General features: G+C 64.8%; 17 protein-coding genes. 15 read left to right on the plus strand and 2 right to left on the minus strand.

Annotated features, from left to right (window positions below; translation table 11 throughout):
- Nucleotides 1–16 precede the first annotated feature (16 nt).
- From rodA to B0E41_RS02620, 8 genes are all read left to right on the plus strand, one after another.
- Nucleotides 17–1,171 (plus strand): rod shape-determining protein RodA, encoded by a 1,155-nt coding sequence (rodA, locus tag B0E41_RS02585; RefSeq protein WP_077328510.1) that lies wholly within the window; start codon nucleotides 17–19, stop codon nucleotides 1,169–1,171.
- Nucleotides 1,168–2,169: an NAD(P)-dependent oxidoreductase gene (locus B0E41_RS02590; protein ID WP_077328512.1), complete on the plus strand. Its 1,002-nt coding sequence runs from the start codon at nucleotides 1,168–1,170 to the stop codon at nucleotides 2,167–2,169. The genes rodA and B0E41_RS02590 overlap by 4 nt, the downstream gene beginning before the upstream one ends.
- A 75-nt stretch (nucleotides 2,170–2,244) precedes the next feature.
- Entirely contained in the window at nucleotides 2,245–3,705 is a 1,461-nt protein-coding gene (tldD, locus tag B0E41_RS02595; RefSeq protein ID WP_077328572.1) for a metalloprotease TldD, read from the plus strand.
- A 131-nt stretch (nucleotides 3,706–3,836) separates the two neighbouring features.
- Nucleotides 3,837–4,709 (plus strand): chromate resistance protein ChrB domain-containing protein, encoded by an 873-nt coding sequence (locus B0E41_RS02600; protein WP_077328514.1) that lies wholly within the window; start codon nucleotides 3,837–3,839, stop codon nucleotides 4,707–4,709.
- Nucleotides 4,706–6,073, plus strand: a complete 1,368-nt coding sequence (gene chrA, locus B0E41_RS02605) for a chromate efflux transporter (RefSeq protein ID WP_077328517.1) — start codon at nucleotides 4,706–4,708, stop codon at nucleotides 6,071–6,073. The genes B0E41_RS02600 and chrA overlap by 4 nt, the downstream gene beginning before the upstream one ends.
- A 207-nt stretch (nucleotides 6,074–6,280) precedes the next feature.
- The gene (locus B0E41_RS02610) at nucleotides 6,281–7,411 is read left to right on the plus strand and encodes a 3-deoxy-7-phosphoheptulonate synthase (protein WP_077328519.1); all 1,131 of its coding nucleotides are present in this window, start codon (nucleotides 6,281–6,283) and stop codon (nucleotides 7,409–7,411) included.
- Nucleotides 7,412–7,591: 180 nt separating this feature from the next.
- Nucleotides 7,592–8,644, plus strand: coding sequence for a hypothetical protein (locus tag B0E41_RS02615; protein ID WP_143433626.1), 1,053 nt, complete (start codon nucleotides 7,592–7,594; stop codon nucleotides 8,642–8,644).
- Between the two features lie 79 nt (nucleotides 8,645–8,723).
- The gene (locus B0E41_RS02620; protein WP_077328523.1) at nucleotides 8,724–9,044 is read left to right on the plus strand and encodes a hypothetical protein; all 321 of its coding nucleotides are present in this window, start codon (nucleotides 8,724–8,726) and stop codon (nucleotides 9,042–9,044) included.
- A gap of 14 nt (nucleotides 9,045–9,058) precedes the next feature.
- Here B0E41_RS02620 and mpl read toward each other — a convergent pair whose 3' ends face one another.
- The gene (gene mpl / locus B0E41_RS02625; protein ID WP_077328525.1) at nucleotides 9,059–10,537 is read right to left on the minus strand and encodes a UDP-N-acetylmuramate:L-alanyl-gamma-D-glutamyl-meso-diaminopimelate ligase; all 1,479 of its coding nucleotides are present in this window, start codon (nucleotides 10,535–10,537) and stop codon (nucleotides 9,059–9,061) included.
- Between the two features lie 94 nt (nucleotides 10,538–10,631).
- Here mpl and B0E41_RS02630 point away from each other — a divergent pair, with 94 nt between their 5' ends.
- The 7 genes from B0E41_RS02630 to B0E41_RS02660 all read left to right on the plus strand — a co-directional run bounded on the left by B0E41_RS02630 (nucleotide 10,632) and on the right by B0E41_RS02660 (nucleotide 16,884).
- Nucleotides 10,632–11,252, plus strand: coding sequence for a hypothetical protein (locus B0E41_RS02630; protein WP_077328527.1), 621 nt, complete (start codon nucleotides 10,632–10,634; stop codon nucleotides 11,250–11,252).
- Nucleotides 11,249–11,770: a TlpA disulfide reductase family protein gene (locus B0E41_RS02635; protein ID WP_077328529.1), complete on the plus strand. Its 522-nt coding sequence runs from the start codon at nucleotides 11,249–11,251 to the stop codon at nucleotides 11,768–11,770. The genes B0E41_RS02630 and B0E41_RS02635 overlap by 4 nt, the downstream gene beginning before the upstream one ends.
- 256 nt (nucleotides 11,771–12,026) lie before the next feature.
- Nucleotides 12,027–12,482, plus strand: coding sequence for an acetyl-CoA carboxylase biotin carboxyl carrier protein (gene accB, locus B0E41_RS02640; RefSeq protein WP_077328531.1), 456 nt, complete (start codon nucleotides 12,027–12,029; stop codon nucleotides 12,480–12,482).
- Between the two features lie 14 nt (nucleotides 12,483–12,496).
- On the plus strand, nucleotides 12,497–13,846 hold the full coding sequence (accC, locus tag B0E41_RS02645; RefSeq protein ID WP_077328533.1) for an acetyl-CoA carboxylase biotin carboxylase subunit: 1,350 nt from the start codon (nucleotides 12,497–12,499) through the stop codon (nucleotides 13,844–13,846).
- Nucleotides 13,847–13,889: 43 nt separating this feature from the next.
- The gene (prmA, locus tag B0E41_RS02650) at nucleotides 13,890–14,765 is read left to right on the plus strand and encodes a 50S ribosomal protein L11 methyltransferase (protein WP_253194556.1); all 876 of its coding nucleotides are present in this window, start codon (nucleotides 13,890–13,892) and stop codon (nucleotides 14,763–14,765) included.
- Between the two features lie 49 nt (nucleotides 14,766–14,814).
- Entirely contained in the window at nucleotides 14,815–15,975 is a 1,161-nt protein-coding gene (locus tag B0E41_RS02655) for a DUF3426 domain-containing protein (protein WP_077328537.1), read from the plus strand.
- Nucleotides 15,976–15,990: 15 nt separating this feature from the next.
- A complete protein-coding gene (locus B0E41_RS02660) occupies nucleotides 15,991–16,884 on the plus strand; it encodes a carbohydrate kinase family protein (protein WP_077328540.1) in 894 nt (297 codons plus the stop codon).
- Between the two features lie 68 nt (nucleotides 16,885–16,952).
- On the opposite strand, the gene B0E41_RS02665 is transcribed toward B0E41_RS02660, so the two are convergent.
- Nucleotides 16,953–17,411 (minus strand): histone, encoded by a 459-nt coding sequence (locus tag B0E41_RS02665; RefSeq protein WP_077328542.1) that lies wholly within the window; start codon nucleotides 17,409–17,411, stop codon nucleotides 16,953–16,955.
- Between the last annotated feature and the right edge of the window lie 157 nt (nucleotides 17,412–17,568).

Below are 17,568 nucleotides of genomic sequence, written 5' to 3' on the forward strand. Positions count from 1 at the left end.
GGATAATCGGGCGCTCATGGCTGCTGTATTCGACAAACCCACCCTTTTGCAACGCATCATCCCGATCTTTCAGGGGTTTGACGGGTTGCTCGCATTGGCGATATTGATCATGGCCGGCGCCGGGTTGATGACCATGTATTCGGTCGGCTTCGACCATGGGACCCGGTTCGTGAGCCATGGCCGCAACATGATGCTGGCCGCCTTCGTGTTGTTCTTCGTGGCCCAGGTGCCGCCGCAGCGGCTGATGGCGCTGGCGGTGCCCCTGTATGCCTTGGGCGTGGCCCTGTTGTTGGCGGTGTTTCTCTTCGGCATCCAGAAGAAGGGTGCGCAGCGCTGGCTCAACGTGGGCGTCGTGATCCAGCCCAGCGAGCTGATGAAGGTGGCCATGCCGCTGATGCTGGCGTGGTGGTTTCAGCGGCGTGAAGGCATGCTCAAGCCACTGGACTTTGCCGTGGCGGTCGTGCTGCTGGCCGTGCCCGCCGCGCTCATCCTCAAGCAGCCAGACCTGGGCACCACCCTGCTGGTGATGGCCTCGGGTCTGGCCGTGATTTTTTTTGCTGGACTGAGCTGGAAACTGATCGTTCCACCGGTGCTCGTCGGGTTGGTCGGCGTGGGCGTGTTGATCGCCATGGAGCCTCAGTGGTGTGCGCCGGACGTGGACTGGAAAGTTCTGCACGAGTACCAGCGCCAGCGGATATGCACACTGCTGGACCCGTCCAAAGACCCGCTGGGCAAGGGTTTTCACATCATCCAGGGCATGATCGCCATCGGTTCCGGCGGCGTCTGGGGCAAGGGCTTCATGCAAGGCACGCAGACCCATTTGGAGTTCATTCCCGAACGCACCACCGACTTCATTTACGCGGCCTTTTCCGAAGAATTCGGGCTGGTCGGCACGCTCACGCTGATGCTGGGGTTCATCTTCCTCATCGTGCGCGGCCTGACGATTGCGCTCGAAGCGCCGACCCTGTTTTCGCGTTTGCTGGCCGGGGCCATGACGCTCAACATCTTTGTCTACGCTTTTGTGAACATGGGCATGGTCAGCGGCATCCTGCCGGTGGTGGGCGTGCCACTGCCGTTCATCAGCTATGGCGGTACCGCCATGGTCACCCTGGGTGTGGTGCTGGGCATTCTGATGTCCATCGCCAAGTCCAAACGACTGATGCAGTCGTGACGGGTGATGGCCCCCACGCTCCGCCGCTGCCCCCCGAGTGGGCTGATCCGGCTTGGGGCGGCCCGGCGCCGGATCGTGGCCCCCACACTCCGCCGCTGCGCGGGTCGCTGCCTCCGGTCCAGGTCGCGCTGATCGGCGCCGGAAACATGGGTGGCGCCATGGCTGCTCGGCTGTGTGCGCTGGGCTGGTCTGTGGTGGTGTGCGACATCGACCCTGCGCGACAGCAGCAGGCGCTTGATGCCGGGGCCTACCTTGCCAATGCCCCGGACACCGCCGCGCGGGCCTTGACGGCCGACGGCGTGTTGATCGTGTGTGTGGTGGATGCAGCACAGTCGCGCGAGGTGCTGCTGGGTGCGCAAGGGGCTCTGGCCGCCATGTTGTCTGGCCAGACTGTGATGCTGTGCCCCACCATCGCCCCCACAGACGCCGAAGCATTGGCCACGGCCCTGGCCGAGCATGGGGTCGGCTGCATCGATGCCCCGATGTCCGGTGGCCCGGTGCGGGCGCGCGACGGGAGTATGAGCTTGATGTTGGCCGGTCCTGCCGCGTTGCTGGCGCGGCACGAAGCCTTGCTTGGCACGATGTCCTCCCAACGGTTCGTCATCAGCGAGCGCGTGGGCGATGGCGCTCGCACCAAGCTGGTCAACAACCTGGTGGCGGGCATCAATCTGGTGGGCGCGGCCGAGGTGCTGGCGCTGGCCGAGCGCCTGGGGCTGGATCTGGGCACGACGCTGGACGTGATCGAGCGGTCCAGCGGCCAGAGCTGGATCGGCTCTGACCGCATGCGCCGCGCCATCGCGGGCGATCTTGCGCCCCGCGCTCACGTGACTTTGCTGGAAAAAGACACCCGGCTCGCGGTGGAAGCGTCGCGGGAAGCCGGGTTCAACGGCCCTCTGGGTGCTGCGGCGGCCAGCGTCTTCGCGCAGGCCCACGCCGCGGGCATGGCCGATCTGGACGATGCCTCGCTGCTCCAGCTGTTGCGGCAAACCCGTCGCTGATGCGCGCACCGCGCCCGGCGGTCTCGAAAACCACGCGCCCGGCGCGCCAACCCCTCCCTCCCTACAATGGCCCTCATGATTGCACGCGAACCCACCCTTGCCCGTCTCGCCACCGCCGAAAACCTGTTGCTCATGCCCTATGGCCTGAGTCCGTCCCTGCTGCAAAAGGCGTTGGGCGAAATCATGTCCCACGGCGTCGATGACGCGGACCTTTATTTCCAGACCACACGCAGCGAAGGCTGGAGCCTGGAAGAGGGCATCGTCAAGACCGGCAGCTTCAGCATCGACCAGGGCGTGGGTGTGCGCGCCGTCAGTGGCGAGAAGACCGCCTTCGCCTATTCGGACGACTTATCCTGGGACTCGCTGATCGACGCTGCCCGCACGGTGCGCTCCATTTCCGGCCAGGGGCAGAGCCGCAAGGTCCGCACCCCGTCGACCAAGGTGTCCAAATCGCGTTCGCTCTACCCGGGCCTGGACCCGATCGGTACCCTGGACAGCACCGCCAAGGTGGCGCTGCTGGGCAAGGTGGAAACCCTGGCCAAGGCCAAGGACCCGCGTGTGGTGCAGGTCATGGCGGGTCTGGCCGCCGAACACGATGTGGTGCTGATTGCCCGCGCTGACGGCACCCTGGCCGCCGATGTGCGGCCGCTGATCCGGCTGTCGGTGACGGTGATCGCCGAGCAGAACGGCCGCCGCGAGGTGGGCAGTTCCGGCGGCGGTGGCCGCTACGGCCTGGCTTACTTTGACGAGGCCATGGTGCAGTCCTATGTGGACGAAGCTGTCTCCTCGGCCCTGACCAACCTTGACGCACGGCCCGCGCCCGCAGGCGAGATGACCGTGGTGCTCGGCCCGGGCTGGCCCGGCGTGCTGCTGCACGAGGCGGTCGGCCATGGCCTGGAGGGTGACTTCAACCGCAAGGGTTCGAGCGCGTTCGCTGGCCGCATCGGCCAGCGCGTGGCGGCCAAGGGGGTGACCGTGCTCGACGACGGCACCATTGCCGACCGCCGCGGCTCGCTCAATGTGGACGACGAAGGCCAGACCACGCAGAAAAACGTGCTGATCGAAGACGGCATCCTCAAGGGTTACATCCAGGACGCCATGAACGCGCGCCTGATGGGCGTCAAGCCCACGGGCAACGGCCGCCGCGAGAGTTACGCGCACGTGCCGATGCCGCGCATGACCAACACCTACATGCTGGGTGGCGACAAGAGCGCCGAGGAAATCGTGGCCAGCATGAAAAAGGGGCTGTACGCCACCAACTTCGGGGGTGGTCAGGTGGACATCACCAGCGGCAAGTTCGTGTTCTCCGCCAGCCAGGCCTACTGGGTGGAAAACGGGCAGATCCAGTACCCGGTGAAAGGCGCCACGCTGGTCGGCAGCGGCCCCGAGTCGCTCAAGAAGATCAGCATGATCGGCAACGACATGCGGCTGGACAGCGGCGTCGGCACCTGCGGCAAAGAAGGCCAGAGCGTGCCGGTGGGTGTGGGGCAGCCGACGCTGCGCATCGACGGCCTGACGGTCGGCGGCACCGCCTGACTGGGCGTTCCGTATCGTGTCTACGCAAGGCTGTTAGTATTCGGCCTTCGGGAAAACAGCCTCCCGAATTCCTCTCGGAATAGACGGTCCCGTCCAAGTGCTGGCCACCTCCTTTTTGTGGAGCGCCACCCATGGACCCCGTTGAATTGAACCCGAAACACGCCATCAGCCCCAGCGCCTTCGCCGCGCTCCTGGGCCGGCCCGATACCCCTCTGATCCTGGACGTGCGCCGCACCGAGCGCTTTGAGTTCAGTCCTTCGCTGCTGCCGTTGGCGCTGCACGTGGCTCCCGAAAGCCTCGACACCTGGCTGAAGGAGCGCCCCCCGCAATCCGCCGTCGTGTGCTGCGTGTACGGTCACCAGGTCAGTGAGCATGCCGCTACCCAGTTGCGCGACGCTGGCTGGGAGGCGCGTTACCTGCTGGGTGGCATTGAGGGCGGTGAGCCCGGTGTGGACAGTCCCGCGCTGTTGCAGGCGCTGGGCGCATCGCCCGCGCCGCTGCTGCGCAAGCGCCCCGACCTGGGCGTCACCGGTGCCGGCGGTTCCCGATGGATCACCCGCGCCTGCCCCAAGATTGATCGCATTGCCTGCCCTTGGCTGATCCGCCGCTTCATCGACCGGGATGCGGTGTTTTTTTACGTGCCCACCACCGAGGTGCTGGCGCAGGCCAGTCTGCGCCAGGCCGTGGCCTTCGACATCCCTGGGGCGCCGATCTCGCACGAAGGCGAACGCTGCAGCTTCGACACCTTGCTGAGCGCCTTCAGCCTGAGTCTGCCCGCGCTCGACTTGTTGGCCGTGATCGTGCGTGGGGCCGACACCGATCGGCTGGAGCTGGCCACGCCCGCCGCAGGTTTGCTGGCCGTGTCGCTGGGCATGTCGCGGCGGCACGCGGACGACGATCACGCCATGCTGGAGGCCATGATGCCGGTGTACGACGCGCTCTATGCCTGGTGCGTCGATCAAGCCGGCGGTCGTGCCGAAACCCACAACTGGAGACCGCAATGACCGCGCCGCGTCACGTGAATGTCTGGGAAGCCCTGCGTTTCTGGCTCAAGCTGGGCTTCATCAGCTTCGGTGGCCCGGCCGGTCAGATCGCCGTCATGCACCGCGAACTCGTGGAGCAGAAGCGCTGGATCAGCGAGCAGCGCTTTTTGCACGCGCTGAACTACTGCATGCTGCTGCCCGGCCCCGAGGCGCAGCAGCTCGCGACCTACATCGGCTGGCTGTTGCACCGCAGCTGGGGCGGTGTGGTGGCCGGGGTGCTGTTCGTGTTGCCGTCGCTGCTGATCCTGATCGGCCTGAGCTGGGTCTATGTGGTTCATGGCCAGGTGGCCTGGGTGGCGGGCCTGCTGTACGGCATCAAACCGGCGGTGGCGGCGCTGGTCTTGCAGGCGGTGCACCGCATGGGCAGCAAGACGCTGCGGCACCCGAAGCGTGCGCCGCTGCTGTGGGCCGTGGCGGTGGGCAGCTTTGTGGCTCTGGCCGTTTTTGCGGTGCCGTTCCCCGCCGTCGTGCTGGTGGCGGCGCTGGTGGGTTGGGCGGGCGGACGCTGGGTGCCGGACCAGTTCGCACGCGTCGGAGGCGGGCATGCGTCGGCGGGCACGGCCGCGCCCCATGAGCCAGCCGTGATCGACGATCACACACCCACGCCCGCCCACGCGCGCTTCAGCCGGGTGCGATTGATGCGCGTGCTGTTGTGGGGCGCGGTGCTGTGGGCCGTTCCGATGGGCTTGCTGGTGGCCTGGCAAGGCTGGAGCGGAACGCTGGCTGCCATGGGCTGGTTTTTCACCAAGGCGGCGCTGCTCACCTTTGGCGGCGCCTACGCGGTGCTGCCTTATGTGTACCAGGGCGCGGTGGTGGAACATGGCTGGCTGCTTGGGTCGCAGATGATCGACGGCTTGGCGCTGGGTGAAACCACACCGGGGCCGCTCATCATGGTGGTGGCCTTTGTGGCTTTCCTCGGCGGCTGGGGCCAGCAGGTGCTGGGGCCAGAGGCGCTGTTCCTGGGCGCAGCACTGGCGGCGTTGGTGGTGACCTGGTTCACCTTCCTGCCATCGTTCATCTTCATCCTGGCGGGCGGTCCGCTGGTCGAAAGCACGCACGGCAAGCTGCATTTCACCGCGCCCCTGACCGCGATCACTGCATCGGTGGTGGGCGTGATCGCCAGCCTGGCGCTGTTCTTTCTGTTTCATGTGGCGTACCCGTCGGGCATGGCCGGCGGATGGCAGCGCCCGGACTGGGCGGCGCTGGTCTTGGTGGCGCTCGCTGCGTTGGCGTTGATCCGGTTCAAGCAGGGTGTGATCCGGGTCATCGTGGCCTGCGCGTTGGCTGGCTGGGCCTGGCGCAGCCTCTACGGCGTTCACCTGTAAGACGCCTGTGCTATCCGCTGTGCTACATTCGCGACCTATGCAAACGCGCGCCGCCATCTTTTTTGGCTTTTACTTTTGGTTCTCAGTCCCCGGCGGACGAGAGGCCACGGTGTAAGCGCAACGCAACCGAACCTCCCAAAACCGCCGGGCCCCACGCCCGGCGGTTTTTTTTTGCCACTTTCTTTCGCCAACCCGAGGAGTTCCGTGATGACCGCCAAAGCCACCCCCGTCAGCGCCGATGCCTGGCATGCCCGTTCTGTCGACAAAACCAGCCAGACCGACGACGAACGCATCAAGGACATCACTGTGCTCCCGCCTCCCGAACACCTGATCCGCTTTTTCCCCATCGGCGGCACGCCGGTGGAGGGCCTCATCAGCCAGACCCGTCAGTCCATCCACAACATCCTGCGCGGCAAGGACGATCGCCTGCTGGTGATCATCGGCCCGTGCTCGATCCACGACCCCGCTGCTGCGCTGGACTACGCGCGCCGCCTGAAGCCGCTGCGTGACCAATACGCCGACACGCTGGAAATCGTGATGCGCGTCTACTTCGAAAAGCCGCGCACGACGGTGGGCTGGAAGGGGCTGATCAACGACCCTTACCTGGATCAGAGCTTCCGCATCGACGAGGGCTTGCGCATCGCTCGCCAGTTGTTGATCGACATCAACCGCATCGGCTTGCCCGCGGGCAGCGAATTTCTGGACGTGATTTCACCGCAGTACATCGGTGACCTGATCAGTTGGGGTGCCATCGGCGCGCGCACCACCGAGAGCCAGGTGCACCGCGAACTGGCCTCGGGGCTGTCGGCGCCCATCGGTTTCAAGAACGGCACCGACGGCAACATCCGTATCGCGACCGATGCGATCCAAGCCGCTGCGCGCGGGCACCATTTCCTGTCGGTGCACAAGAACGGTCAAGTGGCCATCGTTCAGACCAACGGCAACAAAGACTGCCACGTCATCCTGCGCGGCGGCAAGATGCCCAACTACGACGCCGCCCATGTGGCCGCAGCGGTCAAGGATCTGGAAGCCGCCAAGCTGACGCCGCGCCTCATGGTGGACTGCAGTCACGCCAACAGCAGCAAGCAGCATGAGAAGCAGCTCGATGTGGCGCGCGACATTGCTCGCCAGATCGAGGGCGGTTCAACGAGTGTGTTCGGCGTGATGATCGAAAGCCACATCGAAGCCGGTGCCCAGAAGTTCACCCCAGGCAAGGACGACGTCAGTCAGCTGAACTATGGTCAGAGCATCACCGACGCCTGCCTCGGCTGGAGCGACTCGCTTCAGGCACTCGAGGTGCTGTCGCAGGCGGTGCAGCGCGCACGTGCTGGGCACTGACTGATGCGCGCGACCTGACCCGGTCCTGGGGCGCTTTCTGTCGCGGTGTTGACACCACATCGGTCGGTCTGTGTGCATCGCGCTTGATATTCTGGCTTTGCTGCCGATGTTCTAATTGATGGCCCCAAGCTTGCCTGATGAGCAGCAGCCGGGGGTGGCACGTTGTTGTTGGGAGTTCGTGTGGAGCAGCCAGTTCTGGGTTTGGGTTTGTTGGGGTTTTCCGATCCGGCAGGCGCACGTCTGCAGGCTTGGGCGGCACTGGCGCCCGCTGGATGGCCCGAGTGGCGCACGTGCGATCCGCACGTTGCCGACGCCTGGATGATTGCTGGCGACGCGGTGGAGGTTCTGGGCCGTGACGAGGTGGTGATCCGGCACCCGCACGGCACCGACGAGCGTTTGACGCTCAATCGCGCCGAGGTGGACCGACCGCTGGCTTTTGCTGCACCGCTGCCCGAAGGGTTTGCTTCGGCCGAATTTTTCGACGCTGAAAGCGAAACCAGCGTGCGCCAGCGGCTGCAACGTTTTGAAGCCTGGTTGCGGCCGCTGCGCAGCCAGTTTGCGCTGGGTGAACAGTTGGTGGACCGGCTGGCCACCTACCGTGCGGGGGGTGTGGTCCATGTGTCCCTCGCTGGCAAGTTGCTCGCTGTGATCGACATCCAGCGCTGGCAGGCTGGGCTCCTGATTCCCGCGCGGCCGGTGGACCTGTCGATGGCCGAGTGGGTGCACGGGGCATCCTTGTCCAAAGAAATCCCTTCATCGTTCATCCGCTTGCCATTGCACCGTCTGATGTGGACCTACGCTGTGCGCACCCGGCGAGATGTGTTGCCGGCGCGTTACCGCGAACAGCGCCTGTATCTGCGGCGGGTGCCCCGCCTGCCCGCGCGTTGGTTCGACGAGTTTCACCTCATCCTGATGCGAGAACTGATGGTCCGTCCGGCCCATTTCAGCCAACTGCTGGAGCGCACCGGTTGGCCCGAGCCGGCGCTGGCGCACCGCGTCGGCGCGCTGTACCACGCGGGCGGTCTGACGACCGACTCCGAAAGCGCGCGTCGGGCTGAGACCGAGACCCGCCGGGCCATGGTGGCCCTTCAGTTTGATCATGTCGACCGCGAGTCCGAAGTGCAGAGCCACGGCGAACTCTCGACGATGGGGCCCTCCAGCATCATGCGTGAGTCGGTGCATTCTCCTTTGCGCGTGTCGACCGGCAAGCCCGGTCTGGACACTGCGCGTTAGCGGTGAAAACCTTGCGCTGCCGCAAACCGGTTCTTTCGTCCGTGAAGCAGACTTCACGTCGTATCCAAGGAGTTCCCATATGCGCAGTCAAGTCACCGTGACCTGGGGTGAGCCGTCCACCTACCGTTTTGATCTCGAAGAGGTCCAGCCCATGCCACACGACCTGGCCCGGTCCTGGCTGGACGAGCAGTTCACGACGCTGGACTGCGAACCCATCCGCCTGACCGGCAAGGTGCTGACCGCCGACAAGATTCTGGCGGTGGCCCAGGCGGTGGGTCAGGAACACTTCCGCGAACCCAATCATCGCGATTGGGCGATGAGTTTTGCGCGCGCCGCCAGTGCGGCACTCGCCAAACCCGTGGTGGTGGTGGATCTGGCGACGATGTCGCTGGGTTACTGATCGGCGTCCGAGGTTCAGCGCAGCGCTGCCAGCAGGCGGGCGTGCACTCCGCCAAAGCCGCCGTTGCTCATGCAGACGATGTGGTCCCCGCCGCGCACGGCAGACACCACCTGGCTCACCAGTTCGTCGATGTTGGGGGCAACATGCGCCTTTTCGCCCATGGGGAGCAGCGCTGCCGTGGCGTCCCAGTCGAGCCCGCCGGAGTGACAGAACGCCAGGTCGGCCGCTTCCAGGCTCCAGGGCAGTTGCGATTTCATGGTGCCCAGCTTCATGGTGTTGCTGCGCGGTTCGAACACGGCCAGGATGCGTCCACCCGATGCTCCGAGCCTGCGTCGCAGGCCGTCGAGTGTGGTGCGAATGGCGGTGGGATGGTGGGCGAAATCGTCGTACACCGTGATCGGCAGGCCGTCGCGCAAGACGGTTCCACGAACCTCCATGCGGCGCCGCACGTTCTCGAACTGGCCGAGGGCGGCCGCGGCATCGGCGGGCGCCACGCCCACATGCTGGGCTGCCGCAATCGCCGCCAGGGCGTTGAGCTGGTTGTGCACACCGGTGAGCGCCCACTCCACCCGGGCGACCCGCTGGCCGCGCTCCATCACGTCGAAAGCATGGGGCTCGCCCACCGCGGTGAAATCGCTGACCGTTGCACCGAAGCTGCGCACCTCGCTCCAGACACCTTTGTGCAGCACCCGGTCCAGACTCTCTTCGAGGCCATTGACGACCACCCGCCCCGAGGGCGGCACGGTGCGCAACAGGTGGTGAAACTGGCGTTCGATGGCGGCCAGGTCGTCGAAAATATCGGCGTGGTCAAACTCCAGGTTGTTCAACACCGCCGTGCGCGGGCGGTAATGCACAAACTTGCTGCGCTTGTCGAAGAACGCGGTGTCGTATTCGTCCGCTTCGATGACGAATGTTGGCCCCCACGCTCCGCCGCTTCGCGGGTCGCTGCCCCCCGGGGGGGCTGTTTCGCCTTGGGGCGGCCCGGCGGCGAAACGGCCTGTTCCGGCCACCGCTACCTTGCCCAATCGAGCTGAAACACCAAAATTCATCGGCACGCCGCCAACGAGAAACCCCGGTTGAAGTCCGGCCGATTCCAGCACCCAGGCCAGCATGGCGGTGGTGGTGGTTTTGCCGTGGGTGCCGGCCACGGCCAGCACGTGTCGGCCTTGCAGCACATGTTCGGCCAGCCATTGTGGGCCGCTGGTGTAGGGCGCACCCGCTTCGAGGATGGCTTCCATCAGGGGAAACTTCGGTGCGCCATCGGGCAGGCGTGCGCGACTGACCACGTTGCCCACCACATACATGTCGGGTTGGAGCGCCATCTGGTCGACGGCAAAACCCTCGATCAGGTCGATGCCGAGCGCTCGCAGCTGGTCGCTCATGGGCGGGTAGACACCGGCGTCGCAGCCGGTCACTCGGTGACCCGATTCGCGTGCGAGCGCGGCCAGGCCACCCATGAACGTGCCGCAAATGCCCAAGATGTGAATATGCATGCGCCGATTTTAGGCGGCGCCTGGCCCTGGACCTGTGAGTGTTGGGGAGAGCTTCGGAGCGTGCCGACGGCCGTCAGCGAGGCACAATCGCGGCATGAGTGAGTTTCGCGCAGACCAGACCGATGAAATCGCCGCCGTCGCGGCGCGCTTCGTGGTGGAAGAGGGGCTGGAATACGCCGCAGCCAAGCGCCGTGCGGGCAAGCAGCTGGGCTTGTCCTCGCGAGCGCCCTGGCCCGACAACGCCTCGATGGACACGGCGGTGCGAGAGTACATCGACCTGTTTTGCGCCGACACCCAGCCCCAGGAATTGCACGCTCTGCGCGAACTGGCCCTGGTCTGGATGGAGCGACTCGCGGTTTTCCACCCCCTGGTCGGCGGGGCGGTGTGGCGTGGCACCGCCACGCGGCACAGCGACATCTATATCCAGCTGTTTTGCGACGACGCCAAGTCCGCCGAGTGGACCCTGCTGGACCATGGGGTGGAGTACCACCCGGGCTCGATCCATGGCTGGAAGGGGGAGCCCGTGGATGCGCTGACCGTGCGATGCCGGTGCGAGGCGCTCGGGCAGTGGGTGCTGGTTCATCTGCTGGTGCAGGATCGCGACGATGTTCGCGGGGCACTCAAGCCGGATGCCCAGGGCCGCCGTCCTCGCGGCGATGTGAACGGCCTGAGAGCGCTTTTGTTGGCATCGGTCGGGCAGGGGCAAGACGAATGATGCAACGGCGCCTCTGGATGGGTGGTGTGGCCGCCGTCGCGATGGCCGCTGGCGCGGGCGCCGCTTGGTGGCGCCTGCGACCGGGCGAGCTGTTGTCGGGCGCAGAGGCGGCTTTCTGGGCCACGGAGTTACCGGGTGTGCGGGGCGAGACAGTGGCATTGCAACGGTTTCTGGGTCGCCCCTTGCTGGTGAATTTCTGGGCGACCTGGTGCCCTCCGTGTGTGGAGGAACTGCCGTTGGTCAATGCTTTTTACCGCGCGAACGAGCCGGCCGGCTGGCAGGTGCTGGGCTTGGCGGTGGATCAGGCCGCACCCGTGCGCAGCTTTCTTCAGCGTTTGCCATTGGATTTTCCCGTCGCCTTGGCCGGTTTGGCCGGTACCGAATTGGGCCGCAGCCTGGGCAACGCAAGCGGAGGGCTACCGTTCACCGTCGTGTTCGGTGCCGACGGCACCGTGATGCACCGCAAGCTGGGCAAGTTGAGCGAGTCGGACCTCTCGCTGTGGGCAGGACTGGTCTGAGAGGGGTTTGGCGAAGCGGCTCAGCGGCAGATGGGCGGGTGTTACGAACCGCGTTGAAAAGCGGGTAAAGTTCTTTCAATTTGTGTCTGTGCGCCACCCGCATGGCCTGTTAAGCGGTAGCCGTCGAGGGTGATGAACGGTTTGTCACACGGTTCAACCCTCGTGTACACTGCGCACCCCGGTACCTTGATCAGCCTCGATTTCGATGAAATTGGGTGAAGTTGAATCAATTTGGCCGCATTTCGTTGGAGAAATCATGGATTTAAGAAAACTGAAGACACTGATTGATCTGGTGTCTGAATCGAACGTGTCTGAGCTGGAGATCACCGAGGCCGAAGGCAAGGTACGGATCGTCAAGAGTGCCCCTGTGAGCATGGCCGCCCCGGTCGCTTACACCATGGCACCCGCCGCCGCGCCGTTGGCCGCTCCCGTTGCCGCCGCCCCTGTGGTGGCTGAGGTGGTGCCTGCAGAGCCCTTGGGTCATGTGGTCAAGTCGCCGATGGTGGGCACCTTCTACCGGGCATCCAGCCCTGGGGCCAAGCCCTTTGTGGAGCTGGGCGATGCGATCAAAGAAGGGGAAACCATCTGCATCGTCGAAGCGATGAAGATCCTCAACGAAATCGAGGCCGACAAGAGTGGCACCGTGACGCAGATCCTGGTGGAGAACGGCCAGGCGGTGGAATACGGCCAACCGCTGTACGTGATCGAATAAGCGACCGAACGCCCATGTTCAAGAAAATCCTGATCGCCAACCGCGGCGAGATTGCCCTCCGGGTGCAGCGCGCCTGCCGCGAAATGGGCATCAAGGCCGTGATGGTCTATTCCGAAGCCGACCGCGACGCCAAGTACGTGAAGCTGGCAGACGAGGCGGTCTGCATCGGCCCCGCTCAGTCGGCGCAGAGTTACCTCAGCATGCCGGCCATCATCTCGGCCGCCGAGGTGACCGACGCTGAGGCCATTCACCCTGGCTACGGTTTCTTGTCGGAAAACGCCGACTTCGCCGAGCGAGTGGAGCAAAGCGGCTTCACCTTCATTGGCCCCTCGCCCGAGTCGATCCGCCTGATGGGCGACAAGGTTTCGGCCAAGCAGGCCATGATCCGCGCTGGCGTGCCCTGCGTGCCCGGCTCGGAGGGCGCTTTGCCGGCCGATCCGGTGGTGATCAAGCGCACCGCCAAGACGATCGGTTACCCGGTCATCATCAAGGCGGCGGGCGGTGGCGGCGGTCGCGGCATGCGTGTCGTGCACACCGAAGCGGCGCTGCTGCACGCGGTGCAGACGACAAAGGCCGAAGCCGGGGCTGCCTTCGGCAACCCCGAGGTGTACATGGAGAAGTTTCTCCAGAACCCCCGCCACATCGAGATCCAGATCATGGCCGACACGCACCGCAACGCGGTGTACCTCGGCGAGCGTGACTGCTCCATGCAGCGGCGCCATCAGAAGGTGATCGAAGAGGCGCCGGCACCGGGCATTCCACGCCGCCTGATCGAAAAAATCGGCGAGCGCTGCGCAGCGGCCTGCAAGAAAATCGGCTACCGAGGTGCCGGCACCTTCGAATTCCTGTTCGAAAACGGCGAGTTTTATTTCATCGAGATGAACACGCGCGTGCAGGTGGAGCACCCGGTGACCGAGTGGATCACGGGAGTGGACATCGTGCGCACCCAGATCGCGGTGGCGGCGGGCGAAAAACTGCCGTTCACGCAGCGCCAGGTGCAGTTGCGTGGCCATGCCATCGAGTGCCGCATCAACGCCGAAGACGCCTACAAGTTCACGCCCTCGCCCGGCCGCATCACCACCTGGCACATGCCCGGTGGTCCGGGCGTGCGTGTGGACTCGCATGCGTACACCAACTACTTCGTGCCGCCCAACTACGACTCCATGATCGGCAAGCTGATCGTGCACGGCGACACGCGCGAGCAGGCCCTGGCCCGCATGCGCACGGCGCTGGCCGAGGCGGTGGTGGAAGGCATCAAGACCAACATCCCGCTGCATCGCGAGCTGATGGTGGACGCCAGCTTCGTGGCCGGTGGCACCAACATCCACTACCTGGAAGAGTGGCTCTCCCAACGTGAACGCTGATCTTGCTTCCCAGACCCAGCCATCAGCTGGGTCTCTCTTTGAGTTGGTCTTGCTCGTCCCCGAGGCCGGCGTCGAACCGGTCAGCGACGCGCTGGTCGAACTCGATGCGCTGAGCGTCTCGGTGGAAGATGCCGACGCCCTGACGCCCTCCGAGCAGGCGCTGTTTGGTGAACCGGGCATGCCTGCGCCGAAGGCGGGATGGAACCGCTCGCGGGTGGTGGCGCTGTTCCCTACCGAAGCCGCTGCCCGTGAAACCGCAGCGCTGCTGGTGTTCCAGGACTTCTTTGATGGTTGTGAAGTGCTGGGCGTGCAGGCCGTGGCCGAACAGGACTGGGTGCGCTTGACCCAATCGCAGTTCGATCCGGTGGAGATCACGCCCACGTTCTGGATCGTGCCCACCTGGCACGAGCCACCGGCCGCAGCGCGCGAGGTGATCCGGCTCGACCCAGGGTTGGCGTTCGGTACCGGGACACACCCCACCACGCGCATGTGCCTGAGATGGACCGCACGCCATGGCGTTGAGGGCCAGCGTGTCCTGGACTACGGCTGTGGCTCGGGCATCCTGGCGATCGGCGCGGCCAAGTTCGGTGCGGCGGACATTGTGGCGGTCGACATCGACCCGGCCGCGGTCGAGTCAACGCATCTCAACGCCAGAGCCAACCACGTGAGCCTGCAATCCGGGCTGCCCGATCAGGCCAAGGGCGAGTTTGATGTCGTGCTGGCCAACATCCTGGCCACACCGCTCAAGGTGCTCGCCCCGCTGCTGTGTGGGCACGTGCGAGCCGGTGGGCACCTGGTGCTCGCGGGCATCCTGTCGCGCCAAGCGGATGAACTGAAAGAGGCTTACGCGCCCTGGATTTCCCTCTCGGTCAGCGACGAAGAGGATGGCTGGATCCTCATGACGGCCGAGAAGGCCTGAGCGTGTGGGCGGGCGCTGATCGCGCGGGGCCGCCTGCAATAATCTGCGCATGAGTTACACCACCCGCTGCCCGGCCTGCGGAACGATGTTCAAGGTCGTTCCCGACCAGCTCAAGATTTCCGACGGCTGGGTGCGTTGTGGCCACTGCGCCGATGTGTTCGACGCCACCTTGTATCTGGAAGGCGAGGCCACGCCGGCGCCGGTGGTCACTCCTCCAGTGGCAGCGCCGTCCATGGCAACCGGCCCCGAACCCATGTCGCCGTCGCAGGCCTTGAACGACGATGCCGAAGGTGACTGGTTGCTGGAACCCAGCCCCTGGCGGTCAGAACCCGATCCGGCGGAAGCGTGGACGACGGCGGAATTCCAGGCACTTGAGGGTCTGCGTGACGACCATGCCACGTCGGACATCGATGCCAGGCTTCCCGTTCCCGAGTCCGCCGATCACCCCGATGAACTTCTTGCGCCATCATCAACCGGTGCGCTGAAAGCGTCGCTGGAGTTTGTGGATGAGCTCAAGCAGTTTGCGCTGGGTGCGTCCAAGGCCCAGGCCGAAACCGCAGAGCCGGAATCGGCGCCAGTCCCTAAGGCTGTGGCGACAGTGTCCAAGACTGCCGTGGCAATCCCCGTCGACCCGGTGCCCCCCGGGCCGGCCCAGGTGCCGCCGGACGAGCCTTCGAGCGCAGATGTGTCCGAGCCCGGTTTTGTTCGTGAGGCGCGCCGCAAGGCATTTTGGCGTTCGCCGTTGATGCGCAGCTTGCTGGCGTCAGCCTCGGTGCTGTTGGCGCTGCTGCTGGTGATGCAATGGGCGGTCCAGGATCGAGACAGGCTTGCCGCCCAGTACCCAGCCGCAGTGCCCTTGCTCTCCAGCCTGTGTCGTCCTTTTGCTTGCCAGCTCGGACCTGTGCGCCGGATCGAATCGGTGGTCATTGACAGCTCCAATCTCGTGCGGCGCCTGGGCAATTTCTATTCTTTCGATCTGGTGCTCAAGAACAGCGCGCCCATGGCGGTGGCCGTGCCGGCATTGGAGTTGAGCCTCACCGACACGCGCGATGCCGTTGTTTCGCGGCGGGTGTTTTTGCCCGACGAACTGCCTGGTGCACCCGTGTTGTTGCCGTCCCATGGCTCTTTGTCGATGAGCCTGCGATTGTCCATCGCCGACAGCGGTGTCTCGTCCATGACGGGCTACCGCGCCTTGGTCTTTTACCCCTGAACCTCCGCTTCTTACATGTCCATCCTCATTTGTGGCTCCCTGGCCTTCGACACCATCATGACGTTTGAGGGGCGCTTCGCCGAGCAGATTCTGCCGAGCCAGCTGCACATTCTCAACGTGTCGTTCCTGGTGCCTGGTTTGCGCCGCGAATACGGGGGATGTGCGGGCAACATTGCCTACGGCCTGCGGCAGCTCGGGTCGCCCGCAGTGCCCCTGGCCATGGTGGGCAATGACGCGCAGGACTACCTGGGGCGCTTGCAAGACCTCGGGGTGGACACGCGCTTCATCGGCACCACGTCGGACAACTACACGGCCCAGGCGATGATCATGACCGACCGCGACAACAACCAGATCACCGCGTTTCACCCAGGAGCCATGTCCGATGCTCAAAAGAATGTGGTGCCGTCCGACGCCGGCATCCGTCTGGCCATCGTGGCGCCCGATGGCCGCGATGCCATGCTCTCCCACGCCGAGCAGTTGCACTCGGCTGGCATTCCTTTCGTGTTCGATCCGGGTCAGGGCCTGCCCATGTTCAACGGCGAAGAGTTGGCGCACTTCATTGAGCTCGCGAGTTGGGTCACCGTCAACGACTACGAAGGCCAGATGCTGTGTGATCGCACCGGCCTGAGTTTTGAAGCCATTGCCGCAAAGGTCAGTGGCCTCATCATCACCTTGGGTGAGCAAGGTTGCGAGGTCTGGGAGCAGGGCAACAAGACCCTTGTACCGGGTGTGAAGGCGGCTGAGGTGCTCGACCCCACCGGTTGCGGCGATGCCTTCCGCGCCGCTTTGCTGCATGGTATTGCGCAGGGCTGGGGTCTGGTCCGCTGCGCTGATCTGGGCAACCGCATCGGCGCCACCAAAATTGCGAGCCGTGGTGGACAGAACTATCGGTTCAGTAGCGCGGACTGACGGCTGAATTTGGGCACAAAAAAGCCCGACGCTTTCACGTCGGGCCAGGTGTCATCTCAAGGACGACTTCAGGGCTTGCTGGACGTTGGAAACGGCCAGGCAGCCTGAGGGTTCAGCTTGGTTTGAGCTGCTGGTGCCGCTGGGGCTGCCGGCTTCTTGGCCGGCTCAGCTTTTTTTGCTGGGGCTGCCTTCTTCACGACGGCCTTTTTTGCCGGAGCGGCTTTCTTCGCAGGGGCAGCGGCTTTCTTCGCCGGAGCCGCCTTCTTCACGGCGGCTTTTTTGGCCGGTGCTGCCTTCTTCGCAGGGGCAGCGGCTTTCTTCGCCGGAGCGGCCTTCTTCACGACGGCGGCTTTTTTGGCCGGTGCTGCCTTCTTCGTAGGGGCAGCGGCTTTCTTCGCCGGTGCTGCCTTCTTCACGACGACGGCTTTCTTAGCCGGTGCTGCCTTCTTCGCAGGTGCTGCTTTTTTCACAGCGACTTTTTTTGCCGGAGCGGCCTTTTTGGCCGGGGCTTTTTTCGCAGTTGCCATTGTTTTCTCCTTGATCAAGTTGCAAAGAGCACTTCAACCGGCCAGGTGCCAGCGAAGTGATTCAATGCCCTGGGTTCGCGTGAATGCATCCACGACAGACCCCAAGGCCTTGAATACGGTGACAAAGCCCTGCTGTCCGGGCAAGAGCACGGGCAGC

Source organism: Hydrogenophaga sp. A37, assembly GCF_002001205.1.
In the GTDB taxonomy this organism is placed as follows: Bacteria; Pseudomonadota; Gammaproteobacteria; order Burkholderiales; family Burkholderiaceae_C; genus Hydrogenophaga.